Origin of the sequence: Herbidospora yilanensis (genome assembly GCF_001570565.1) — a bacterium.
GTDB classification, from domain to species: Bacteria; Actinomycetota; Actinomycetes; order Streptosporangiales; family Streptosporangiaceae; genus Herbidospora; species Herbidospora yilanensis.
Window position 1 is genome coordinate 108,681 of sequence record NZ_BBXE01000023.1, and the last position, 23,634, is coordinate 132,314.

The 23,634-nt window shown below is 68.6% G+C and carries 18 protein-coding genes; 13 read left to right on the forward strand and 5 right to left on the reverse strand.

The genetic code is table 11. The features are described from left to right. Positions 1-72: 72 nt before the first annotated feature. Positions 73-381 (forward strand): hypothetical protein, encoded by a 309-nt coding sequence (locus tag AW273_RS17855; protein ID WP_157555887.1) that lies wholly within the window; start codon positions 73-75, stop codon positions 379-381. Between the two features lie 1,008 nt (positions 382-1,389). Then, on the forward strand, positions 1,390-1,746 hold the full coding sequence (locus tag AW273_RS17865; RefSeq protein ID WP_269750251.1) for an STAS domain-containing protein: 357 nt from the start codon (positions 1,390-1,392) through the stop codon (positions 1,744-1,746). 191 nt (positions 1,747-1,937) lie between these two features. On the opposite strand, the gene AW273_RS37280 is transcribed toward AW273_RS17865, so the two are convergent. Then, positions 1,938-2,360 carry a hypothetical protein gene (locus tag AW273_RS37280; protein ID WP_157555889.1) on the reverse strand — a complete coding sequence of 141 codons (423 nt, stop codon included), beginning with the start codon at positions 2,358-2,360 and terminating at the stop codon, positions 1,938-1,940. Positions 2,361-3,260: 900 nt separating this feature from the next. On the opposite strand from AW273_RS37280, the gene AW273_RS17870 reads away from it, so the two are divergent. Beyond that, complete coding sequence (locus AW273_RS17870; RefSeq protein ID WP_063910004.1) at positions 3,261-5,195, forward strand: replication initiator; 1,935 nt, start codon at positions 3,261-3,263, stop codon at positions 5,193-5,195. Between the two features lie 456 nt (positions 5,196-5,651). Here AW273_RS17870 and AW273_RS17880 read toward each other — a convergent pair whose 3' ends face one another. Next, on the reverse strand, positions 5,652-7,175 hold the full coding sequence (locus AW273_RS17880) for a recombinase family protein (RefSeq protein WP_083949846.1): 1,524 nt from the start codon (positions 7,173-7,175) through the stop codon (positions 5,652-5,654). Between the two features lie 184 nt (positions 7,176-7,359). Beyond that, entirely contained in the window at positions 7,360-8,367 is a 1,008-nt protein-coding gene (locus AW273_RS17885; protein WP_062349468.1) for a DUF695 domain-containing protein, read from the reverse strand. Between the two features lie 59 nt (positions 8,368-8,426). Between AW273_RS17885 and mnmA the strand changes: the two genes are divergently transcribed. Beyond that, a complete protein-coding gene (mnmA, locus tag AW273_RS17890) occupies positions 8,427-9,509 on the forward strand; it encodes a tRNA 2-thiouridine(34) synthase MnmA (protein WP_269750248.1) in 1,083 nt (360 codons plus the stop codon). Between the two features lie 94 nt (positions 9,510-9,603). Here mnmA and AW273_RS37285 read toward each other — a convergent pair whose 3' ends face one another. Beyond that, positions 9,604-10,236: an MBL fold metallo-hydrolase gene (locus AW273_RS37285; protein ID WP_062349469.1), complete on the reverse strand. Its 633-nt coding sequence runs from the start codon at positions 10,234-10,236 to the stop codon at positions 9,604-9,606. Between the two features lie 19 nt (positions 10,237-10,255). On the opposite strand from AW273_RS37285, the gene AW273_RS17900 reads away from it, so the two are divergent. From AW273_RS17900 to ligA, 3 genes are all read left to right on the forward strand, one after another. After that, positions 10,256-11,257 (forward strand): methionine synthase, encoded by a 1,002-nt coding sequence (locus AW273_RS17900; protein WP_062349470.1) that lies wholly within the window; start codon positions 10,256-10,258, stop codon positions 11,255-11,257. Positions 11,258-11,407: 150 nt separating this feature from the next. Next, positions 11,408-11,809 carry a hypothetical protein gene (locus AW273_RS17905; protein WP_198168210.1) on the forward strand — a complete coding sequence of 134 codons (402 nt, stop codon included), beginning with the start codon at positions 11,408-11,410 and terminating at the stop codon, positions 11,807-11,809. Between the two features lie 60 nt (positions 11,810-11,869). Continuing rightward, positions 11,870-14,062 (forward strand): NAD-dependent DNA ligase LigA, encoded by a 2,193-nt coding sequence (gene ligA, locus AW273_RS17910; protein WP_062349472.1) that lies wholly within the window; start codon positions 11,870-11,872, stop codon positions 14,060-14,062. Positions 14,063-14,179: 117 nt separating this feature from the next. Here ligA and AW273_RS17915 read toward each other — a convergent pair whose 3' ends face one another. Next, positions 14,180-15,577 carry a glycoside hydrolase family 6 protein gene (locus AW273_RS17915; RefSeq protein WP_062349473.1) on the reverse strand — a complete coding sequence of 466 codons (1,398 nt, stop codon included), beginning with the start codon at positions 15,575-15,577 and terminating at the stop codon, positions 14,180-14,182. Between the two features lie 311 nt (positions 15,578-15,888). Between AW273_RS17915 and AW273_RS17920 the strand changes: the two genes are divergently transcribed. The 6 genes from AW273_RS17920 to gatB all read left to right on the forward strand — a co-directional run bounded on the left by AW273_RS17920 (position 15,889) and on the right by gatB (position 23,237). Continuing rightward, entirely contained in the window at positions 15,889-17,982 is a 2,094-nt protein-coding gene (locus tag AW273_RS17920) for a putative bifunctional diguanylate cyclase/phosphodiesterase (protein ID WP_062349474.1), read from the forward strand. A gap of 76 nt (positions 17,983-18,058) precedes the next feature. Next, the gene (gene gatC, locus AW273_RS17925) at positions 18,059-18,358 is read left to right on the forward strand and encodes an Asp-tRNA(Asn)/Glu-tRNA(Gln) amidotransferase subunit GatC (RefSeq protein ID WP_030456557.1); all 300 of its coding nucleotides are present in this window, start codon (positions 18,059-18,061) and stop codon (positions 18,356-18,358) included. Then, positions 18,355-19,848 (forward strand): Asp-tRNA(Asn)/Glu-tRNA(Gln) amidotransferase subunit GatA, encoded by a 1,494-nt coding sequence (gene gatA / locus AW273_RS17930; protein WP_062349475.1) that lies wholly within the window; start codon positions 18,355-18,357, stop codon positions 19,846-19,848. The genes gatC and gatA overlap by 4 nt, the downstream gene beginning before the upstream one ends. A gap of 20 nt (positions 19,849-19,868) precedes the next feature. Beyond that, on the forward strand, positions 19,869-21,101 hold the full coding sequence (locus AW273_RS17935; RefSeq protein WP_062349476.1) for an AAA family ATPase: 1,233 nt from the start codon (positions 19,869-19,871) through the stop codon (positions 21,099-21,101). Positions 21,102-21,106: 5 nt separating this feature from the next. Next, positions 21,107-21,736 (forward strand): DUF4276 family protein, encoded by a 630-nt coding sequence (locus AW273_RS17940; RefSeq protein ID WP_062349477.1) that lies wholly within the window; start codon positions 21,107-21,109, stop codon positions 21,734-21,736. Then, positions 21,729-23,237: an Asp-tRNA(Asn)/Glu-tRNA(Gln) amidotransferase subunit GatB gene (gene gatB / locus AW273_RS17945; RefSeq protein ID WP_062349478.1), complete on the forward strand. Its 1,509-nt coding sequence runs from the start codon at positions 21,729-21,731 to the stop codon at positions 23,235-23,237. Before AW273_RS17940 ends, gatB begins: the two co-directional genes overlap by 8 nt. The last annotated feature ends 397 nt before the right edge of the window (positions 23,238-23,634 follow it).

Genomic DNA, 23,634 nt, shown 5'->3' on the forward strand with positions numbered 1-23,634 from the left:
GAGCGGCCTGACCCGCTGCCGACCCGTGGGCCGCGCCTGACCTTGGATGAGCAGAACACGGCGGTTCATCGGGTGCGCAGACTGCTCGAAGAGGTCGGTATCCCGTGCGTTGGTTCGACCACGGCACGTGTGCTGCTGCGGGGACCGGGCGTTTCGGCGATCACCGCTCCGGCGATCTGGGACGCGCCCGAGGTGGTCGCGCTGGACTCCACTGGTGCGGTGTCGGCGACGGTAACCCTGGGCGATTCGGGTGGTCACTACCTGGTGAGAGTCCATGGGCGGGACGGAGAGCCTGACCGGCTGGTGCCTGTGATCTCGGCGGCGCTGGCTGCGGCCGAGGTGCCGGGGTACCGGGAGGCGTTGGCCCGGGGGACGCGATGAGGCGGCGCATGAATGGTGGTGGCTGGTGATCGTGCCACCCGGCGATAAGCGGCCACAGTCGGCGGTTCCGCGGGGCGACGTCTCTCCAGGCCGGGAGAGCGGATATGAGGCCAGTAAGGCTATGGCGCTGAGTGCCACGCGGGAGGCGCTGTCGTGGGTGGTGCGGGAGCGGCTGGCCCGTGAGTGCAGAGGCGCATTGGGCCGGTTGGACCGCCAGTGGATCGCGGAGCGGTCTCCCGCTGAGGGGATCGCGGCGATGACCGATGCGGAGTGGGCGGTGTTCACGGGAAAGGCTGCGGCGCTGCCGCCACTCTGGTGGACGCGGTTCATGTCCGGCAGAGATTAGGACTGCCGCCGGACCGGAGAAGCTCCCCAGGGACCGGCTGTATGGCCGGGGGAAGCTCGCCCGCGCGATAGCCCCCGCTTGCGTGGATGTGCCGGTCCGGCGGTATCGAGGCGGGGCGGGTTGAGCTAGCTTCCAGAGCTGTTCAGCCTGCCCCGTCGTCGTGTGGCCACGAGTCAGCGTCGACGTTCGGCCGAACTGAATGAGGCGGGCAGCGACCACCCGACGAACTTGGGCTCCGAAAGCAGCGCTGGGTACGGAGTCATGGCGGTACGGGCCTAAGTCGGTACGGGAGTGACTGGGCCGGCGGAATGACCGCAGGTCACCCCGTAGGGGCGAGCGTTGAGCGAGTTCGGCCGGCGCTGCCACGGCCGCGCGTTGATCTGGACCTGAAGGGATCGCCCCTGCGGGAGCTGGTCTGTTTGTTCGGCAGGGGCGCGCGAAGAGTGCGGGGGCTGTCCGCACGACCGATTCCCCACTCTTCGCGCCTTACTTGTTCGCAACGATGAAGGCGTTACGTACCTGCGACGATATGCGCGTTGGCGCCCGAATGGCGATCATGACTCGCGGGGGAGCGAGGGCGGGCTATCACTGTGGGGCGACCGGTCGCGTCCGGAGAGAGTGTGGTATCCCTCTCGCTGCAAGCACAGCCAAGTCGGCGGCTCGTGGAGGGTCGGCGTGGAGATCGCTTGCACTCAAGGGGTGCCATCGTCGTGATGAGTGTCAGCGGTGAGGTCGACGTGATGAACGTCGACGAGTTGAGGGAGCGCCTGGTTGAGGCGTGGAGCCAGGCGACGCCTGATTTGGTGCTGGACTTGTCAAAGGTAAGGTTCATCGACAGCGCGGGTATGCGGCTGCTGCTGGCCACTTTTGTTCACGGTTCGGTGCGTCCTGGCCGGAAGGCGTTCGGCGGAGTGAGTGACTTCGTGCTTCGCCTAGTGAGCATGTTAGGCATGCGGGATTACCTGCCAATCTATTCAAACCAGCAGGTGGCGGTGGCTGCCCTGGCGGCTGCGGGATAGGCGGGTACGCCTGCGGCTGTGCCTGCTTCTCCAGACCCCATGTAGGGGTTGTTTTCCTGAAGAGTGTGGACTGCCCGCACGACTGGTCAGGCCACAATCTCGGAGCATCACTCGCGGAGCTATGAAGGCGTTGCGCGGTGTTGGCATGACGTTACGTATGCCGCAGGCGTTGGTCGATGGGCGCTAGACGGTCAGCAGGCGGCTGATCCGACCATTCCTCCGATAAGCCCTCCGAAGGCTCCGGCTCCAGCACCAGCGATGGCGGCGAGGGGACCTCCCGCCATTCCGCTGATACCGCCTGAGACCGCCCCGCCCACGGTGCCACCTCCCATGGTGGCGATGTAGCATTTGTCCCTTTGCCATACCTTTGAAGCCTGATTGGCGATTTCCTGACCGATCGAAATCTCCTCTCCATTGTCCTCGGCGATCGTCCATCCAGGATTCTGGTTGGGTGGTGTGGGGTTCGCCGCGATGTTGGCGACATTTCCCCGATATCCGTTGTCCGGGCAGGCACCTTCGGCGCACTGAGCGGCGGCCATCGCGGGACCGGCCGCGATCGTGGCAGCTCCGATGAGCGCCACAGAGCAGACGGCGAGCGAGACGATTCGTCGCATGACGGGACTCCAATCAGTAGGTGATCAACTGGCGTTCCGAGTGAACAGGTTCAATCGTCATCGCTTTCCCGAAGGTGCGAGAAGGTGAGGTCAAGATTCGTCAGCCTTGATCCTGAGGTGTGACCGCTGCGGCTGGCGGGCGGCTTGCCGCTCCTCGCCGGGACCGGCCGGAGGCCGCACGCCCGGCGAGGGGAGGGCGGCGTTCTGCCGCCCGCGCGGCCGTCAGGCCGCGCCTTGACACTCATAAGATTAATTCGGCAAAACAGCGATAGGTGATGGGCTGCGTACTGTCGGGCGCTGCCCGGCGTGCTCGCGGGCGAGAATCCGAGACGGTTTACAATCACCTTGACCGCTGGTCAACTGGCGTTATGCCGCGCGGTTATCAATGGCGCTGCGGGGGGAACTATGCCGGGACGCCGTCCGTCTATCATGTCAGCTCCATGGAATTCGCGTCCGGACCTGGCAGGGTGCCCGGCGGGTGCGGGTTCCGGTCAGGGTGTTCACGGCATGGTGCCTGCGCTCTGGCGGAGAGGTGATACGCCTACAGGATGTAGGCGATAAGGGCATCACGAGAAGGGGACGGTGCGTCCTCCCAAGAAGATCCCGGGGCTGACCGGGCGGGAGTCGACGCCTTCAGGCACAGGATGCCGACCGTCGCGCGACTGATTGCAGCGCGCTAGCGAACCCAGATGTCCTCTGCATTCCGTTGCTGAACACGTGTGCATGCGGTGTCCGCTCTGTTTGCGGCCTGCCGCATCCGGCATGCGCGGTGTATGTGCTGCGCGTGCGCTGCGGTTTTTCAATCGATGCGAAGAGGAGGGTTTGTCATGCGTGAAATCAATGCAAGCGACCGTCAGTCAATGTTGCCGCCGTTTACCGGCGAAACCCCTTGGAGTGCTTATGTCTGACATCACCAGCGGAAATCTCGGATACGACGAATACGAACACGACGAATACAGCCGCGACGAATATAGTTCCGGCGAATACGGGACCGGTGAATCCGGCAACGATCCCGTTCCTGATGGTGCGGGCCTGGGGCTGCTTGACCTGCACGCGGCGGGCCTGCTGTCGCTGGAGGTTGCCGAACAGGCGGCGGTCGGGGTGGGGGTGTGCGTGCGTCCGTTGCCGTTCCGGGTGACCGATCCGGCTACCGGGGTGTCTCGGTTAGTGGAGGTGGCGTGCGGGGCGCGTCAGGAGTCGCGGTGTGCTCCGTGTGCTCGGACTAACCGTCTGTTGCGGCTGGCTCAGTGCCGTGAGGGCTGGCACTTGGAGGCCGACCCCGAACGCACGCCCGGCTCTGGGTCTGGGCGTGGGGTGCCGACGTCGGTCGAGACCGGTCCGGAGGTCTTGGGCGGGCTGCCGGAGATGTCGGCGGACGGGTTCGTCTCGCACCTGGACGGGTTGCGGGCCGAGTGGCAAGCCCAGTTAGACGCGGCGGTGGCTGCGGGTGTGGAGGAGACCCCGGATGGGGTGAGTGTCGCGGATCTGCGGGCGGTGCTGGCTGATCTGGACGGCGAGATCGGTCAGGCGCGTGAGATGGCGGAGGTCGAGCGGGAGGAGGCCGAACGCGCGCGACGGGTGCGCTCGACCAGACGGCGTCAGGATGCGCCGGATCTGCCCGCGCGGCCGATGGCGGACACCACACTCGGCCCCACGTTCGCGGGCCGTGATGGGAAGGTTCACCGGCCCTCGATGTTCCTCACGCTCACGCTTCCCTCCTATGGGCGAGTGTCCAGTGGTGAGGGTGGCGGGGTGCCGGTCGATCCCAGCACCTACGACTATGTGCGGGCGGCGCGGGATGCGTTGCATTTCGCCAAGTTGGTAGATCGGTTCGTGCAGAACCTCCGTCGGGTGGCGGGGTTCAAGGTGCAGTACTTTGCGGCGGTGGAGTCGCAGAAGCGGTTGGCTCCGCACGTGCACATGGCGATCCGGGGCGCGATTCCCCGGGCGACGATCAAAGAGGTGGCGGCGGCGACGTATCACCAGGTGTGGTGGCCGTCGCTGGGTGAGGTGAAGTACGACCAGGAGCGCGGCGACCAGATGCCGGTGTGGGTGGCTGATGCTCCGGGCGGCGCGGATGCGGCGGAGGTCGGCAACTGGGTGGATCCCGGCACGGGCGAGATCCTCCCGACGTGGGAGGAGGCGTTAGACGCCCTCGGCCTGGACCTGGAGGCGAGTCCGGCGCATGTGGTGCGGTTCGGTGATCAGCTCGACATTCAAGGGCTGACGGGTGACAGTCCGGACGCGGACGCGCGGGCGCGGTACCTGGCCAAGTATCTGACCAAGAGCCTGAGCGGTGCGGCGCTGGAAGGGCGGGGGAAGGTCCGGCGGGCGCGGCGGGCGCATCTGGGCCGCCTGATGGAAGTCCTGAAGTGGGAGCCGTGTTCGGAGCGGTGCGCGAACTGGCTGCGGTACGGCATCCAGCCGAAGGACGCTCACGCGCATCTGGTCCCGGGCCGGTGCAAGGGCAAGGCTCACCGGAGCGAGAACGCCGGGTATGGCGGTCGGCGGGTGCTGGTCTCGCGGCTGTGGTCGGGCAAGACGCTGGAGGCGTACCGGGCCGAGCGTCGGGCCTGGGTGGTGGCCGCGCTGGGTTTGCCGGACAGTGACGCGGACGCGGGCGCGCTGGTGTGGGAACGGGTGAAGTCCTCCGATCCCCATCTGCCGTCTCCGGCGTTGCGGCTGCTGCGGCTGGTGGCGGAACGGGTGCGGGGCCGACAAGAGATCGCACGACGGCAGGCGGACGGGCAAGCGGCATTAGAGAGCGGGTCGGGTGATGGGTCGCCTGAGGTGCTGGGCGGTGCGGTCGCCTGGGGCCTGGATGGTGGCCGATGAGTGCGGCGGCTGCTGGCGGGTCGGTGCGACCTGGTGCGGGTAAGCGTCGCCGTCGTTCGGCAGAGCGTCCCGAAGGGGCCGCTGTGCTTGAGCCTTTGCCGGGTCTGGCCGAGTGGGTGGAGTCGGTGGCCAGCCACGGCGGGCCGGAGGGTGGGTGGGCGGGTGCCGGCGTCCGGCCTCAGGGTGCGCCGCCGACTGTTGATCTTGCTCGGGGGCCTGAGACCGCGTCGGCGGGGACACGGCACCGTGCGGACGTCGGCGAGATGACCTCAGACGATCACGTGATCGCTGCCTACGCCCGATCGATCGTGGCCGCTGCCGGGCCTCTCAGCGATGACGCCGTGGACCGGCTGGCGGCCTTGCTCGGCTACCGGTAGCGGCGCTCACCTCCTTATCCCTTGTGCGGGCAAGCCCTTGCCGGTGGCTGGCGGCGTGGGCTTGCCCGTCATGGCGCGGCTATGCGGCATCGCGTACCCACGTGAGGCGTTCGTGGGCGGGCAGACGCTTGCCGGGCGTCTTGGGGTTGATCCGGACCTGGCCCAAGTACTGCGGGCTGAGAAGAATCTTGGCGATCTTCCGGCGGACCTCCACCGGAGCATCGCGCCACCGGGTCACCGCATCGGCAGCAGGGCTCCCGTCCTCAGGTGCCAGCAGTGAGGCAAGCTCGGACGGGCTGGTCAGCCCGCGCAATTGGGCCTGCTTGTCGGCAAGCTTCGGCTTGATGTCCTCGATGATCCGGGCGAACATGCGGGCCTCGGAGACATTGGCGGGCACCGCGTTCTCGGCCTCCTCCAGCTCGGCCCGAAGCCGCGCGATCGCGGTCTCCAGCGCGCGGATCTGCGGGGTGTCCACACGGTGGGCTACCCGCGCGGTGAAGTCGCCTTGCGCGAGGAAGTCCTCGATGACGGCGTTGAGGATCTTGTCAACGGGGGCTTTGGTGATGCGGGCGCATCCGCCGTTCTGGCACATGTAGTCACCCCGCTTGCTGTTGAGCGTGGTGATCGGACCCAGGCACTTGGCGCACCGCATCGTCCGGGTGTACTCGTGCTTGACGCTCCCGAATCGAGGCGCGGTGGACTGGTGCGCCGGTTCGGCCAAGATCCGCTGTACGTCCCACCACAGATCACGCTCGACGATCGCGTCCCACGTGCCTTCGATCAGCTCGCCGTGGTGAACCCGCAGACCCGTGTAGGCGGCTTTGGTCGCCATGTCCCGCAGATGCGCGTGGGTGTAGGGGTTGCCCCGCTTGTTGCGGTACCCGCGCTCCTCGAACTCCCTGGCGATGCTCCGTCCACTGCGGCCTCGCCGGTACAGCGTGAACAGATCAACGATCATGGGCGCGGTGTCGGGGTCGGCCTCCCATGTGATCAGTTTCCCGGTCCGCTCGTGGTAGACCGGACGCAACCCCACCGGGCACAACCCGTGCGGGCGGCCTTCTGCGGCGTTGGCGGCCATGTCCCGCCTGATCCGCTGGGCGATCTTCGCCGACTCATACTCGCTGTCGTTGGCGTCATCGATCAGCCCGCGACGATCACGCGGGTTGGCCGGGTCATACAGACGGCCGTGCGTGGTGACGAACACCAAGATTCCCTGCCGCTCCAGCAGGTCAAGCATCGTCACCCACTCCAGCACCCGCCGCGAACCCCGGGAGCTCTCCCACAGGACCAGGACGTCCGCGCCGAACTCCCCGCTACGCAGGTCGGTCATCAGACGGTCGAAGTCGTCGCGGACATCGGTGCTGTACCGGGAGGCCGACACCGCCCGGCCTTCGCGGTAGGGCTCGCCCAACGTGATCCGATGCGCCGCGCATGCCCGTTCGTTGTCCTCGTGCTGCTGGGCGGGCGATTTCATACGCTTAGACCGGTCTTCACTGACACGGAGGTATTCCCGGCCGGTCAGTTCCCTGCTTCCCGGCAGGTCATCACCGGGGAGCAGAGAGGCGGGTAACCCCTTCGACCTGGGATGCAATGACTTGGTCATACATCGAAGGTAACTCTAAGAAGGTCCGAGCACTGAGGAGCGCAGGAGAGCGAAGCGAACCGGAGCGACGAGGGAAGACGCCGGATCAAAGCGCTCAGGCCGCGCGTGCGGAGCACGCGCCAGGTACCCGCGCTCAGGCCGCGCGTGCGGAGCACGCGCCAGGTACCCGCGCCAGGTACCCGCCCTAGGTAAGGAAGTGGGCCACCGCCGACCACTCCGGGTCCATCGTCGTGACGATCGCCGGGCGGCCCTCGCGCCAGACCAGGTCGCGGATCGCGCGTTCGGTGGCGCCCGTCGGGTCGGCGTAGACGTGGAAGGTCCGGACGCCCTCCGAGCTCACGTGGGCCGCCACGACCGCCGGGCCCAGTGCCGCGGTGAGGGTCTGGTGGAAGGTGTTGAGGGCGTCGAGCGAGTCGCCCGCCGGTAGGCCGTCGGCGTCGGACTTGCGATAGGGCAGGGTGACGGCGATGTGCTGGTCGTAGAGCGGGTAGTCGACCGGGCGGAGGGGGAACCTGGCGGTCGCGGTGAGTTTCTTGCCGCGGGCCGTGGTGCCCTCCAGGAGGGCCCACTGTTCGTCCTGGAAGCCCTCGGCGACGTCGGCCACGACGGCCGGGAGGTGGATCGCGGGCAGGGCGTCGATCGGTTCGATCTGGGCGGCGGTCACGTCGCCGACCCAGCGGGCGACCTCGTCTTCGCCGAGGAGGCGGTCGAGGGCCAGCATGGCGGTCTCCATGCGGGTGTCGTCGTCGATGTCCTCGAAGATCGGGTGATAGGCGGAGATGTCGACCCGCGGGCTGCCCGGCGGAACACGCAGCGCCACCACGAAACGGGCCATGTCGAACTCGTGGGGGCCCACGGGGAACCGCACGTCGGCCGGGATCGAGGCCGCCTGCCGGGACGGATGGAACTCCCACATCGCGTCGGGCTCGGGGGCCGCCTTCGCCCAGCGGTGGGCCAGGGAGCGCAGTTCGGGGTTGGCGGCCGAGCTGACGACCAGGGAGAAGAGGCTGCCTCGGCCGTTGCCGACCTCCCAGACCAGGCCGGGGTCGATCGCAGCCACGGCGGGGGCCATCAGTTCCGCCTTGTCGTCGGCGGCCTCCACCCGGGGGCGGGCCTCGGCCCACCACGTCCAGAACTCGGAGATCGCCACCGCCGGGTCAACCGGCTCGCTCTTGCGCCCGAACAACCGCATGGCGTGCAATCCAACCAGCAGGACGGGCAGGACGCCAACGCGGGTAGGCTCGAAGGGTTATGGGATTCAAGCCTCTGCGCGTGCTCGCCGCCATGTCCGGCGGCGTCGACTCGGCCGTGGCCGCCGCCCGCATCGCGGAGGCGGGCCACGATGTGACGGGTGTGCACCTCGCGTTGTCGTCCAACCCGCAGTCCTACCGCACCGGCGCCCGGGGCTGCTGCACCGTCGAAGACTCGCGTGACGCCCGCCGCGCCGCCGACGTCATCGGCATCCCCTTCTACATCTGGGACATGGCCGAACGTTTCCACCGCGACGTGGTGGAAGACTTCGTGGCCGAATACGCCGCCGGGCGCACCCCCAACCCCTGCCTGCGCTGCAACGAGAAGATCAAGTTCGAGGCAGTGCTCGACCGGGCCCTCGCCCTCGGCTTCGACGCCGTCGCGACCGGCCACCACGCCCGCCTTGAGGACGGCGTGCTGCGGCGCTCGCCCGACGAGGGCAAAGACCAGTCCTACGTGCTGGGCGTGCTGACCCGCGAGCAGCTCTCCCACGCGATCTTCCCGCTGGGCGACTCGACCAAGGCCCAGGTGCGCGAAGAGGCCGCCCGCCGGGGCCTGACCGTGGCCGACAAACCCGACTCCCACGACATCTGCTTCATCGCCGACGGCGACACCCGGGCGTTCCTGGCCGACCGCCTCGGCGAGACCGAGGGCCCCATCGTCGACGCGTTGTCGGGCAAGGTCGTCGGCACCCACGGCGGCGCGTTCGGCTACACCGTCGGGCAGCGCAAGGGCCTCAACATCGACCGGCCCGCCGCCGACGGGCGGCCCCGCTACGTGTTGTCGATCGAGCCGGTGTCCAACACGGTGACGGTGGGGCCTCGGGCCGCGCTTGAGGTGAGGTCCATCGTCGCGACCAAGCCCGTGTGGAACGGGCCCGTCGACACCTCGGCCGGGGAGATCGGGTGCCTGGTGCAGTTGCGGGCACACGGGGAGGTCTATCTGGCGCGGGTGCGGGTCGGCGAGGGCGAGGTCCACATCACGCTGGAGACGCCGGCCACGGGGGTCGCGCCTGGTCAGGGGGCTGTGCTCTACGACGGCGACATGGTGATCGGCTCCGCGACGATCGCCTCGGCCGCCTGAGAATCCTTTCTCTGTTACGGCACCGCCTGGCCGGCGCCGACCGCCGTCTCCGGCCAGCGCCGGTTCGTGTTTCCGGCATGTCGGGATTCGTGGGTCAGGCGAATTCCACTGACTCGCCCGGCTTGAGGCGGCGCATGTCGGCCTTCTGTTTCTTGCCCTCCATCGTCATGAAGTTGTCGATCATGCCCTGGCCGATCTCGTTCACCATCCCGTCGTGGGTCGAGAAGGCGTGGTCGGGGCGGACCATTCGCAGGTACTCGATGAAGTCCCACACCCGCAGCCACGGCGCGTTCGACGGGGCCAGGAGGGTTTCGACGGGCACGCCCGGGTCGGTCAGGGCGTCGCCGGGGTAGAAGACGCGGTCGTCGATCAGGAAGCCGATGTTCTGGATGATCGGGGCGTCCGGGATGGTGGGGGCGTGCCATTCGCCGATGACACGCACGGAGAAGCCGGCCACGTCGAAGACGTCGCCCTCGCGGACGGTCTGGATCTTCACGGGGACCTCGCCGAGGGTGTTCGTGACCCCGTTGCAGGTCCAAACCTCCAGGTCGGGGCTGGCCGACTTGATCAGGTTCGTGTCGAGGTGGTCGACGTGCTCGTGGGTGATCAAGGCGGCTTCCGCGCCGTCGAGGAGGCCGGTCCCGCTGAAGCTGCCCGGGTCGAGGACGAACGTGCGGCCGTCCTTCTCGAAGCGCCAGCAGGCATGGCCGAGTTTGGTGAGCTTCATAATTCCTAAGCTAGTCCTCGTGCATTCGTACCCATGGGACCAGGCCACCGCGACCGGGGTCGGCTCCCACCCCGGCGAAGACCATTTCGAGGCGCTCCGGACCGTTTTCGGGGAGCTGCCGATGCCTTATCTGCCCGAGTTGCCGGGGCGGGGGGTGGGGGCGGACATGATCGGGCGTACCGCGTCGTTGCTCATCGAACTGCCCGTCGAGGTGCAGCCCTCGGGCTGGCGGATCGCCGACCGGCCGGGGCGCGACCACAAGCGGGCGCGTGATCATCTGCTCCGGGATCTCGACGCGCTTGAGGAGGTCGCGCAGGGGTACACCGGGCCGCTGAAGATCCAGGTCTGCGGGCCGTGGACGCTCGTCGGGGCCATCGAGCTGCGTCACGGCGACAAGATCCTCGCCGACGCCGGGGCGGTCCGCGACGTGACCGACTCGTTGACCGAGGGGCTCGCCGCGCACCTCGCCGACGTGCGGAAACGTGTTCCGGGGGCCTCTCTGGTCGTGCAGGTCGACGAGCCGGGGCTGCCGGGGGTGCTGGCCGGGACGGTGCCGACGGCGTCGGGGTTCTCCCGTCTGGCGGCGGTCGAGGGGTCGCTCGCGGCCGCGCGGCTCGGGCAGGTGCTGTCCGCCGCCGAGTTCCCGATCGTCCACTGCTGCGCGCCTTCCGTGCCGTTCGAGGTGCTGCGCTCGGCGGGGGCCAAGGGGATCTCGCTCGACGCCGCGCTCATGCGGCGGCGCGACGAGGACGCCCTCGGCGCGGCCATCGAGGCCGGGATCGCCTTCTTCCTCGGCGTGGTGCCGGGCACCGACAGCCGGCTGCCCGACGTCGGCGTGGTCGCCAAGCCCGCGCTGGAGTTGTGGCGGCGGCTGGGGTTCCGGCCGGAAGGGCTGGCGCGGCAGGTCGTGCTGACGCCCGCCTGCGGGCTCGCGGGGGCCTCGCCCGCCTACGCGAAGGCCGCGCTGGCCAAGTGCCGCGAGTCGGCCCGGGTGCTGCGGGAGGACCCGGGGGAGGAGTAAGAGCACTTTCCGTTACGGCTCCGCCTGGCCGGCCCCGCCCGCCGCCGGGGGCCGGCCGCCGCATCCGGCGCCCGACCGGCCGCTCCTCCGCGCGCCGCGACGACGTGGAAGTACATCCGATTGCAAGTGCGGCCAGGTATCCCTGCATCTATGCGGATATTTCTGATCATGGGGGCGGTACTGGCCGGGCTCCTCGTCGCGGCCTCGCCGGCCGCCGCCGACACCTGGCACTGGGGGCCGGTGAAGTCGGCCGACGGCAAGGGCGGGGTCACGAACGGGAAGATCGTCAGCACCGCCACGGGGCTCAAGATCACGGCACGGCTGCACGACGCCACGGCAGGCGGTTCGTGCTCATGGGTGCGGTTCCGGTACCTGACCGACAACGGCAAAACGGTGTACAAGTCGTACAAGACCTGTAAGGCCGGATGGAGCGCGGTAACCCTCAAAACCGGGCACGTGCTCAGCGTCGAAGCGCGGGTCTGCCGGGGCACGGCCACGGCCGTTACCGGGCGTTGCTCCGCTTATGAGGGGGTCTGGGCGCAGGGCGGCTGAGCACGGGAAAGTCGGTCGGCGGCGATAGGTTCTCCCTGAGTCGCGAGAGGGGAGCGGGGCATGACCGAGCAGACCGCGCCGGAGCCGAGTCCGGAAGAGGCCGAGCTCAGCAGGCGGCACTCGGAGCTCGCCGAGTTGATCGAAGAGGCGAGTTTCCGCTATTACGTGCGTGATTCGCCGACGGTCAGCGATGCCGAATACGACTCCTGGATGCGGGAGATCACGGCCATCGAGGAGCGGCGGCCGGAGCTGCGCACCCCCGACTCGCCGACGCAGAAGGTCGGCGCGCCGATCTCCACCGAGTTCACCGCCGTCGAACACCTGCAGCGGCTCGAAAGCCTCGACAACGCCTTCAACACGGCCGATCTGGCGGGGTGGCAGGGCCGGGCAGAGCGGCTCGCCGAGCGTGATCCCGCGCCCTACCTGTGCGAACTGAAGATCGACGGGCTGGCGGTCGCGCTGGTCTACGAGAAGGGGCGCCTGGTCAGGGCCGCCACCCGCGGCGACGGGCGCGTCGGCGAAGACGTGACGCCCAACGTCCGGACCATCGCCGACGTGCCCGAGCGGCTGACCGGCGACGACGTGCCCGACCTCATGGAGGTCCGGGGTGAGGTGTTCCTGCCGGTCTGGGGGTTCGAGAAGCTCAACCGGGAGCTCATGGACGCCGGCAAGCCGCCTTTCGCCAACCCGCGCAACTCCGCCGCGGGGTCGTTGCGGCAGAAAGACCCGCGCATCACCGCTCACCGGGCGCTGCGCATGATCGTCCACGGTGTCGGGAAGTGGGAGGGCGCGGGGGCGCCGAAGGCCCAGTCCGAGATGTACGAGCGGCTGAGGTCGTTCGGCCTGCCGGTCAGCGACCGATACAAGGTCGTCGCGACGATGGCCGAGGTCCACGAGTTCGTCGACCACTACGCCGAACACCGCCACGACACCGAATACGAGATCGACGGCGTGGTGGTCAAGGTCGACCGCGTCGACGTGCAGCGGCAACTGGGGTCGACGAGCAAGGCGCCCCGGTGGGCGATCGCCTACAAATACCCGCCGGAAGAGGTCACGACCAAGCTCCTCGACATCCGCGTCGGCATCGGGCGCACCGGCCGGGTGACGCCGTTCGGCATGATGACCCCGGTGGTCGTGGCCGGTTCGACGGTCGAGCGGGCGACGCTCCACAACGCGTCCGAGGTGGTGCGCAAGGGCGTGCTGATCGGCGACACGGTCGTGCTGCGCAAGGCGGGCGACGTGATCCCCGAGATCGTCGCGCCGGTGGCCGACCTCCGCGACGGCACCGAGCGGGCGTTCGTGATGCCGACCCACTGCCCCGAGTGCGGCACCGAACTCGCCTACGAACGCGAGGGCGACGCCGACCTGCGCTGCCCCAACACCCGGGCCTGCCCCGCGCAGCTCCGGGAGCGCATCTTCTTCGCCGCCGGCCGCAACGCCTTCGACATCGAGGGCCTCGGCTACGTCGCCGCGACCGCCCTCACCCAGCCGCTGCCGCCGCAGGAGCCGGTCGTCCGCACCGAGGCCGACCTGTTCGACCTGACGATCGACCGGCTGCTGCCGATCAGGTCGTCGGTCCGCGACCAGGACTCGGGCCTGGCCAAACACGACCCCGAGACGGGCGAGGAGAAGGTCGTCTCCTTCTTCGCCAACAAGTCGGGCGCGCCCAGCAAGAACGCCCTGACCATGCTGGAGAACCTGGAGAAGGCCAAGTCGGCGCCGGTCGCGCGGGTGCTCGTGGCCCTGTCGATCCGGCACGTCGGGCTGCCCACCGCGACCGAGCTGGCCGCGCGGTTCCGCTCGATCCAGGCCATCGCCGACGCCTCGGTCGACGAACTGGCCGAGGTCGAGGGCATCGGCGCGCGTGTGGCCGAGTCGATCAAGGAGTGGTTCGAGGTCGACTGGCACCGCGAGATCATCGACCGGTGGCGGGCGGCGGGGGTCGTGATGGAGGACCCCGAGCCCGTCGACCGCCTGCCGCAGACCCTCGAAGGGCTGACGTTCGTCGTCACCGGCACACTGGCGGCGTTCAGCCGCGACGAGGCGTCGCAGGCGATCACCTCACGGGGCGGGAAGGTGACGTCCTCGGTGTCGAAGAAGACGAACTTCGTCGTGGTGGGGGAGAACGCGGGGTCGAAGTACGACAAGGCGGTGGCGCTGAAGGTGCCGATCCTCGACGAGGAGGGGTTCCGGGTGCTGCTGGTCCAGGGGGTGGAGGCGGCGCGGGATCTGGCGGTCGCGGGGCAGGAGTAGGCGTCACTTCCGGACATGGAAGAGGCCACCCGTTCCGGGCTTCTGGGCCGGGACGGGTGGCCTCGGTCTGCGGGGGTGCTCGGGTGTGGTTCGGCGCAACCCGCAGAGTTCAGGGTGTTACAGGGCGGTGCAGGTCACCGACGGCACGTTGTTGGTGCCGCTGCTGTTGCCCAGGAAGCCGAAGTTCGTGGTGGCGTTCGGGTTGAGGTTGCCGTTGTAGCTGAGGTTGCTCACCTGCACGTTGCCGCCCGACTGGGTGTGGCTGCCGTTCCACAGTTGGGTGAGGGTCTGGCCGTTGGCGTAGGTCCAGTTCACCCGCCAGCCGGTGAGCGCGCTGCCGCCGCTGTTGCGGACCACGACCTCACCCTGGAAGCCGCCGCCCCACGAGCTGGTCACCGAGTAAGTGGCCGTGCACGACTTCCCGCCCGGCGTGGGCGTCGGGGTGGGGCTCGGCGTGGGAGTGGGCGTGGGCGTCGGCGTGGGCGTGGGCGTCGGCGTGGGCGTGGGCGTGGGCGTGGGCGTCGGCGTGGGGGTCGGGGTCGGCTGCGGGGTGTACGGAGCCGCCATCGCCAGGTCGTAGGCGCGCTGGGGCACGAACTGGCCGGCGCTTGCGATGCAGCCGTCGGCCTCACCGGGCAGCTTGATCCACAGGAAGGCGTCGATCGCCGAGTCGCCGGTGTTGGTGGTGCTCCACGTGCCGGTGGCGCGGCCGCCCGGGTCGCACCACTCGCTGCCGAGCGGGCCGTTGCCGTTGCGGCTGGTGTCGATCACGGCCTTCAGGCGGGAGATGCCGGTCGCGGCGATGATGTTCTTCGCGTAGGCGATCTCGGTCGACGAGTAGCGGTAGTTCGAGACGTTGAGGGAGATACCGTCGGCCGAGTTGGCGATGTCCGACTGGAGGAGCCGGTTGGCCGCCTCCTGGGCGCCGAGCCAGCCCGAGTGGCCGATGTCGAAGTAGACCTTGACCTGCGACGAGGCCGCCTTGAGCTTCTTGCCGGCGTACGCCATCGACGCCTTGACGTCGTTCTGGAGCGAGGTGCTCATGCAGTTCGTCATGATCGGCAGCACGTCGGGTTCGAGGACGATGTACGCCGCGCGGCCCTGGAGACCCGCCGCGACCTCGTCGATCCAGGCCCGGTAGGCCGCGTGGCTGGGCGCGCCGCCGGTCGAGGCGCCGGAGCAGTCCCGGTTGGGGATGTTGTAGACCACCATGATCGGGATCTTGCCCTGGGACGCCGCCGCGCCCACGTAGGAGCTGACCTGCGAACGGACCGCCGAGGTGTTGGTCGTGGTGAACCAGCGGCCCTGCGGCACGGCCGCGATGCGGTCGCGGATCACGGCGGTCTTCGAGTCGTTCGGGTTGGCGGCCACCCAGCGGGCGGCGCCGGTGTCGGGGTCGACCCAGAACACCGAGTCCGCGGCGTTGGCGGCCGACGTGCTGAGAACGGCGGTGCCCACCCCCAGGGCGATGACGGCGGCGGCGAATGCGGCCGTCAGAGTCCTTCTTCGAAACATGAGATACTCCGTCCCAGAATGTGGGAGCGCTCCCACCAGGTTGCGGCGATCTAATCACCAGTTGGCGGGCACCTGAAGGCCCAGGCCGAATAAGGCGGGGTTCCCAACGTGAAACACCCAGGCAACGCGGTGGAAACGGCTATCCGGGCATCTGAAACTTTCAGTGCGAACGTGCTAGATCAATCCATCGCACGAAATATCCCGTAACGCAACGTGCCCAAGCGGTTTCGCGAAGTGGCCCGTAGGCCGTACCCTCCCATAGTGACCTCTTGGGGGGTTTCTCAACGATGACTGCAATTGCGCGCCATCTCATGCCATGTCCTGAGATCGGTGACTCGACCGGACCTATTGACCGCGCCCCCGCGCCGCCCGACACTCGGGACGCCGGGCCGCGGCCCGGCTCGCCCCTGTGGATCTACTTCGCGTCGATCATCACGATCGGGTTCACCGCCCTCGTCGTCGCGACCGTCCGGCTCGGCGGCCCCGAGCTGGGGCTGCTCGGCGCCGACCCGCTCTTCTGGGTGCTGGTCGTGCTCGTCTTCCTGGGCGAACTCCGGCCCGTGATGGTGAGCTCGTCCGCCCTCGTCGGAGGCACCCCCACCTCGACGATGTTCACCTTCGCGGTGCTGATGCACTACGGGTTGTCCGCCGCCGCGATCATGCAGGCCGTCGCGATGCTGGTCAGCGGGCTGGTGCACAGACGGGCCTGGCATCGCATCGCGTTCAACATCGCCCAGGTCACCCTCGCGTGCCTGGCCGCCGCCGTCACGTTCGGCATGTTCGGCGTGCACTCCCGGCCCATGAACACCTGGACGCCCACCGGTGCCGACATCCCGGCCATCGTGCTCGCCGGCCTGGCCTACTTCCTGGTCAGGGGCCTGCTGGTGTGCGGCGCGGTGGCGCTGCACGAGCGCAAGACCGTGCTCCGCGTGCTGAAGACCTCGCTCCTGCCGCAGGGCCTCGTCTACGGGGCGCTGCTGGGCCTCGCGCCGCTGGTCGTCGTGGTGATGGAGCACTCCGCCGGGCTGGTGCCGCTGTTCGTGGCGCCGCTCGCGGCCGTCTACTTCACCGCGACGCTCTCGATGCGCCGCGACCACCAGGCGATGCACGACGGCCTGACCGGCCTGCCCAACCGCAAACTGCTCATTCTCCGTACGGAGGAAGCGCTCGCCGAAGCCCGCCACGACGAGCGGGTGGGCCTGCTGCTGCTCGACCTCGACCGGTTCAAAGAGGTCAACGACACCCTGGGACACCCGGTCGGCGACCTGCTGCTCAAGATCGTGGCCCATCGGCTGACCCACTCCGTCCGGCCCGGCGACGTCGTCGCGCGGCTCGGGGGCGACGAGTTCGCCGTGCTGCTGCCGCAGATCCGCGACGCCCAGGCGGCCAAAGAGGTGGCCTCCCGCCTGCGGGTCGCGCTGACCGAACCGGTGCGGCTCGAAGGGATGACCTTCGACCTCGACGCGTCCATCGGCATCGCGCTCTACCCCGACCACGCGCCCGACTTCGAACTGCTGCTCCAGCGCTCCGACGTGGCGATGTACATGGCCAAGGAGGCCCGCTCGGGCGTCGAGTTCTACGTCGCCGAACGCGACCGCAACTCCCCGGAGCGGCTCAGCCTGCTCGGCGACCTGCGCAGGGCCATCGACGGGGCCGAACTCGACCTGCACTACCAGCCCAAGGTGGCCCTCCAGGACGGCAGCGTCGAAGGCGTCGAGGCACTGCTGCGCTGGTGGCATCCGGTCCGCGGCCCCGTCTCGCCCGGCGAGTTCATCCCGCTGGCCGAGCAGTCCTACCTGATGCGCGAGCTCACCCAGTACGTCATCGCCAAGGCCCTCGACCAGGCCGCCCGCTGGTGGCATTCGGGCCTGGAGGTGCCGATCTCGGTCAACGTGTCGGCCCGCGACCTGCTCGACTCGGGGCTGCCCGACCAGCTCTCGGCCGGTCTGGCCCACTACTCGCTGCCCGCGAACGCCATCCACCTGGAGGTCACCGAGCGCATCCTGATGACCGACCAGGCCTATTCGGCCGACACCATCCGCACGCTGGCGACCCTGGGCGTGCCCCTCGCGCTCGACGACTTCGGCACGGGCTATTCGACCCTCGTACGGCTGCAGCGGCTCCAGGTCGACGAGGTCAAGATCGACGCCTCGTTCGTCCGGAAACTGGGGGAGTCGGCCGACGACGAGCGGATCGTGCGCTCGATCATCGATCTGGTCCGTTCCCTCGGATTGCGTGCCGTGGCAGAAGGTGTGGAATCGGTCGACATCGCCGCGCAATTGCGGGGCATGGGGTGCCATGCCGGGCAAGGCTGGTGGCTCGCCGAGCCCATGCCGGCCGAGGAGGCCGCCGTGTGGTTGCGGTCGCGGCTGCGGCTGCCGATGGCCACGGTCAGGGTCGATTGACCGCGTCGAGGAGGGGCGGCGGCTCGCCCTAGGATGAGGTGTCCACACTCCATCCAGGAATCGGGTTAAACGACTTATGTCTGCCATAACCCGCGAAGAGGTCGCTCACCTCGCCCGGCTGTCCCGGCTGGCGCTGGCCGACGAGGAACTCGACCACTTCGCCGCCCAGCTCGACCAGATCGTCGGCGCGGTCGCCCGCGTCGCCGAGGTCGCGACCGCCGACATCCCGCCGTCGTCACACGCGCTGCCGCTGACGAACGTGTTCCGGCCCGATGTCGTCGCGCCCAGCCTCACCCCCGAGCAGGCCCTTTCCGGCGCGCCCGCCGTCGAGGACGACCGCTTCCGCGTGCCCCGCATCCTCGGGGAGGAGGCGTGAGCGAGCTGATCAGGAAGACGGCCTCCGAGCTGGGGTCGCTGATCGCCTCCGGCGAGGTCTCCGCCGTCGAGGTGACCCAGGCCCACCTGGACCGGATCGCCGCGGTCGACGACCGCGTCCACGCGTTCCTGCACGTGGGCGCCGAGTCGGCGCTCGCCCAGGCCGCCGCCGTCGACGCCCGGCGGGCCGCCGGCGAGGAGCTCGGCCCGCTGGCCGGCGTGCCGATCGCCCACAAGGACGTCTTCACGACGACCGACATGCCCACCACGGCCGGCTCGAAGATCCTCGAAGGCTGGCGCCCGCCCTACGACGCGACGGTCACCCGCCGCCTGCGCGAGGCCGGGCTGGTCATCCTGGGCAAGACCAACCTCGACGAGTTCGCGATGGGCTCCTCGACCGAGAACTCCGCCTACGGCCCGACCCACAACCCGTGGGACCTGACCCGCATCCCGGGCGGCTCGTCGGGCGGCGCCTCGGCCTCGGTGGCGGCCTACGAGGCCCCCCTCTCCACCGGCACCGACACGGGCGGCTCGATCCGCCAGCCCGCCGCCGTGACCGGCATCGTCGGCATGAAGCCGACCTACGGCGGTTCGTCGCGCTACGGCCTGATCGCCTTCGCCTCGTCGCTCGACACCCCGGGCCCGTTCGCCCGCAACGTCCTCGACGCCGCCCTCCTCCACGAGGCGTTCTCCGGCCACGACCCGATGGACTCGACCTCGATCGACCAGCCGGTGCCCTCCGTGGTCGAGGCCGCCCGGCAGGCCGACGTCGCGGGTCTCACGGTCGGCGTGGTCAAGGAGTTCGGCGGCGACGGCTACCAGCCGGGCGTGCTCGCCCGGTTCCAGGAGGCCGTCGAGCTGCTCGAATCCCTCGGCGCCAAGGTCGTCGAGGTGTCGTGCCCCTCGTTCACCTACGCGCTGCCGGCCTACTACCTGATCGCGCCCTCCGAGTGCTCGTCGAACCTGGCCCGGTTCGACGCCATGCGCTACGGCCTCCGCGTCGGCGACGACGGCACCCGCTCGGCCGAAGAGGTCATGGCCCTCACCCGGGCGGCCGGCTTCGGTCCCGAGGTCAAGCGGCGCATCATGCTGGGCACCTACGCGCTCTCCTCCGGCTACTACGACGCCTACTACGGGTCGGCGCAGAAGGTGCGCACGCTCATCTCGCGCGACTTCGAGGCCGCGTTCCAGCACGTCGACGTGCTGATCTCGCCGACGACGCCGACCACGGCGTTCCCGATCGGCGAGCGCGCCGACGACCCGATGGCCATGTACCTGGCCGACCTGTGCACGATCCCGTCGAACCTGGCCGGGAACGCGGCCCTCTCGGTGCCGTGTGGTCTCGCCGACGAAGACGGGCTTCCCGTCGGTCTGCAGATCATGGCTCCGGTGCTCGGCGACGACCGGTGCTACCGGGTCGGCGCGGCCGTCGAGCGGGCTTTCGAGGCCCGCTGGGGCGGGCCGCTGCTGTCCAAGGCTCCGGCTCTGTAGAAACAGGGAAGGAGGGCGGCATGATCACTCGCATCGAGATCGACGGCTTCAAGTCGTTCGAGAACTTCGCGCTGGATGTGCCGCCCTTCCTGGTCCTCATCGGCACCAACGCCAGCGGCAAGTCGAATCTCCTCGACGCGTTGACCTTCCTGTCGTGGGCTTTCGCCTTCGATCTGGATGTCGCCGTCGATAATGTTCGCGGCGATGCCCGAAGCCTCTTTAGGCGCCGAGGTGACGGTTCGACGGTTGATCGGATTCGTTTCGCCCTAGAGGGCGAATTCTTCGGTTCGGAGGGCGACGAATACCGTCTCCGCGTCCGCTACGAGTTGGAACTGGTCTGGGGAGTCCGAGACGATCTTCTCGATGGGTTGGTGATCGCGAGCCACCGCATCGCCCCTGAACTGATTCCGTCGGAAGGGGAACCCAGCCGTCCAGGTTGGATGAGTTTGCCTGTCCAGGCCGGTGCGCAGGTCATTCCCTCGCAGAAGGGTCTGCGCGACAAAGCCGATCTGTTTCCGGCTCACGGCGAGGCGGAAGCCTCCATTGGTGCGTTCGCCCTGCGGCGCATCGAGGTCGAGCTTATGCGCATGCGTGTCCTCCATCTGGAAGCGGCGGCATTGCGGCAGGTCAGCAGAGTCGGCGATGCATCGAAACTCGACCCGACGGGACTTCGGCTGCCCAATTACCTTCGTCGTCTCGCCCGCAGGTCGGCATCGCCCGACCGGCCGAAAGGTGTCTTGAACGACATCACCATCGAACTCGGTGGATTGGTTCGGGAGGTCACAGGTTTCGACGTGGTGGTCGACGAAGCCCGGAGAGATGTGCGGATCGAATTCTCGTCTCCTTATCAGCAGGGGATAGCCGCCGAATCGGCGTCTGACGGAACTCTGCGGATTTTGGCGATGCTGGCCGCGATGCATGACGAGGGGCTTACCGCCGCCGAGGAGCCGGAGAACGGAGTGTTCCCCGAGCGGCTCCGTCAGTTGCTCGGGATCGCGCAGGAATTGGAGGGGGACCGGCAAGTCCTGTTCACCAGTCACTCTCCAGTGGTTCTCGATGCCGTCCCACGCGAGAACATCGCCTACTTCGACATGACCACGGTGATCGAGAACGGCAAGCCCAGCCGAGTCACCCGAGTCCGTCGTCTCCGCGACGAAGGCGGGCCCTCCTCCGTCGACGGCGAGCGGTGGGCCCGGGTCACCGACTCCGAACTCGATCGGTTCCGCGCCGGAATCGAGGAGCCGGTCGGGTGAGAAGTGTGAGTTGCGTCCTCATCCGCGAAGGCCCCACCGACGACTGGTTCCTGCCGATCCTGCTGCGCCGCGCCCTGGAGACGATGGTCATCGAGAACTTCCCGTCCTGCCGGGAAGTGCAGGAGATCCGCAGTCTGCCGAGAGCGGGGAACCAGCATCCCGACTCGGTGCTGAAGGCACTCGACGCCGAGAGGGGCACCTTCGATGTGGTCCTCTACCACCACGACGGCGCCCCTCCCGCGAAGTCGGAGGAGACCATCAGCCGTATGACCCAGGCGTGGGCGTCCGCGAAGTCGCCTGAGCCCATGGTCACGGTGGTCCCGATGAAGGAGACCGAAGCCTGGATCCTCGCCGACCAGGCGGCGGTCGCACGGGTCTTGTGCGTGCGGAAGTTCACCACGATCATCCCTGCCGGTCCCGCCGCAGAGGGGTGTCCCGACCCCAAGGCGACTCTGGCGGCGTTGTTGAAGAATGACGCTGGAATGAACCCCAGTAAGACCGGCGTTGTTCGCAATTTCTACGTAACCATGGCCGAAGCTGCTGATATCGCCGTGCTGAAGAAGGTGCCGTCCTTCCAGCAGTGGTGGGCCGACATGATCAAAGCTCTGGAAGGACTGGGTTATCAGCATGGCTGACACGCCGACACTCATGCCCTACGACGAGGCGTTGGAGAGGTTCGAGCCGGTGCTCGGCCTGGAGACCCACGTCGAACTCGGCACCGACTCGAAGATGTTCTGCGGCTGCCCGACCACCTTCGGCGCCCCGCCGAACACACACGTCTGCCCGACGTGCCTGGCCTTCCCCGGCGCGCTGCCGGTCGCCAACGCGGTGGCGATCGAGTCGACGATCCGGATCGGCCTCGCGCTCAACTGTTCGATCGCCGAGTGGTGCAGGTTCGCCCGGAAGAACTACTTCTATCCGGACATGCCGAAGAACTACCAGATCAGCCAGTACGACGAGCCGCTCTGCTTCGACGGCCACCTCGACATCACCGTCGATGGGAAGACGGTCCGGATCGAGATCGAGCGGGTCCACCTCGAAGAGGACACCGGCAAGTCCACTCACGTCGGTGGCGCGACCGGACGCATCCACGGCGCCGACCACTCGATCGTCGACTACAACCGGGCCGGCATCCCGCTGGTCGAGATCGTCACCAAGCCGATCGTGGGCGCCGACCGGCTCGCTCCTGAGGTCGCCCGCGCCTACGCCACCGAGCTGCGCGAGGTCATGCGGTCGCTGGGCGTCTCCGACGTCCGCATGGACCAGGGTTCGATGCGTTGCGACGTCAACGTCTCGCTGATGCCGCGGGGCTCCAGCGAGTGGGGCACGCGTACCGAGACCAAGAACGTCAACTCCTTCCGCAGCGTCGAGCGGTCGGTCCGCGGCGAGATCGAGCGGCAGGCCGCGATCCTGGCCGAGGGCGGCCGGATCATCCAGGAGACCCGCCACTTCCACGAGGACACCGGCCTGACCACGTCGGGCCGCTCGAAGGAAGAGGCGCAGGACTACCGCTACTTCCCCGAGCCCGACCTGGTCCCGATCGCGCCCGACCCGGCGTGGGTGGCCCGGCTCAAGGCCGAGCTGCCCGAGCTGCCGTCGGTGCGACGCGCTCGCCTCCAGGCGGAGTGGGGGGTCAGCGACCTCGACATGGCCGCGATGCACAACGCCGACGCGTTCGGCCTGGTCGAGGCGACCGTCGAGGCGGGCGCTCCGGCGGCCGACGCGCGCAAGTGGTGGATGGGCGAGCTGGCCCGCCGCGCCAACGAGAACGGCGTCGCGCTGGCCGAGTTGCCGATCTCCCCGGCGCAGGTCGCGCGGGTGACCGAACTGGTGAAGTCGGGCGCGCTGAACGACAAGCTGGCCCGCCAGGTCCTCGAAGGCGTGCTCGCCGGTGAGGGCTCGCCCGACGAGGTCGTCGAGTCGCGCGGCCTGAAGATCGTCAACGACGAGGGCGAACTGTCGGCCATCATCGACCAGGTCATCGCCGACAACGCCGACGCCGCCGACAAGATCCGCAGCGGCAAGATCGCCGCCGTCGGCGCCCTCGTGGGCGGGGTCATGAAGGCCAGCCGGGGCAAGGCCGACGCGGGCCGCGCCCGCGCGCTCATCTTCGAGAAGCTCGGCGTCAGCGAATAGCTCGAAGTCGCCCGGGCCTGCCCAGGCCCGGGCACTTCTCTTTTCCGCTACGGCTCCGCCCACCAAGGCCCCGCCCGCCGCCTCCGCCTCCCGCCGCGTCCGGCGCCCATCACCCGCTCCCGGATCCCGCCGCGACGGACCACCTCTGACGAAACGCCGCGGCCTTTGACACGCCCGCCAATACTCGCCATATGACATAGCGCTAAAAAATCACCGCACAAATCCTTGATCTGTTTCATCCGCACTCATGCCCGTGCTGAATGTGCCATGACAGATCCCTGACAGCCCCGTCCTCGTGGCACCTGGCTCTGTTATAAGAAGTCCGACGTCTCGCGCCAGAACGTCCTTCCACGGTCGCTTGACATGACCCCTGACAGGGCGAACCTCATGTTTTCGC

Coding starts and splice junctions, on each gene's coding strand:
- AW273_RS37285 (WP_062349469.1), bottom strand. CDS start 10,236: ATGAAGCTCACCAAACTCGGCCATGCCTGCTGGCGCTTCGAGAAGGAC.
- AW273_RS17885 (WP_062349468.1), bottom strand. CDS start 8,367: ATGCGGTTGTTCGGGCGCAAGAGCGAGCCGGTTGACCCGGCGGTGGCG.
- AW273_RS37280 (WP_157555889.1), bottom strand. CDS start 2,360: ATGCGACGAATCGTCTCGCTCGCCGTCTGCTCTGTGGCGCTCATCGGA.
- mnmA (WP_269750248.1), top strand. CDS start 8,427: ATGGGATTCAAGCCTCTGCGCGTGCTCGCCGCCATGTCCGGCGGCGTC.
- AW273_RS17920 (WP_062349474.1), top strand. CDS start 15,889: ATGCCATGTCCTGAGATCGGTGACTCGACCGGACCTATTGACCGCGCC.
- AW273_RS17915 (WP_062349473.1), bottom strand. CDS start 15,577: ATGTTTCGAAGAAGGACTCTGACGGCCGCATTCGCCGCCGCCGTCATC.
- ligA (WP_062349472.1), top strand. CDS start 11,870: ATGACCGAGCAGACCGCGCCGGAGCCGAGTCCGGAAGAGGCCGAGCTC.
- AW273_RS17935 (WP_062349476.1), top strand. CDS start 19,869: ATGATCACTCGCATCGAGATCGACGGCTTCAAGTCGTTCGAGAACTTC.
- gatC (WP_030456557.1), top strand. CDS start 18,059: ATGTCTGCCATAACCCGCGAAGAGGTCGCTCACCTCGCCCGGCTGTCC.
- AW273_RS17905 (WP_198168210.1), top strand. CDS start 11,408: ATGCGGATATTTCTGATCATGGGGGCGGTACTGGCCGGGCTCCTCGTC.
- AW273_RS17870 (WP_063910004.1), top strand. CDS start 3,261: ATGTCTGACATCACCAGCGGAAATCTCGGATACGACGAATACGAACAC.
- AW273_RS17880 (WP_083949846.1), bottom strand. CDS start 7,175: ATGACCAAGTCATTGCATCCCAGGTCGAAGGGGTTACCCGCCTCTCTG.
- gatB (WP_062349478.1), top strand. CDS start 21,729: ATGGCTGACACGCCGACACTCATGCCCTACGACGAGGCGTTGGAGAGG.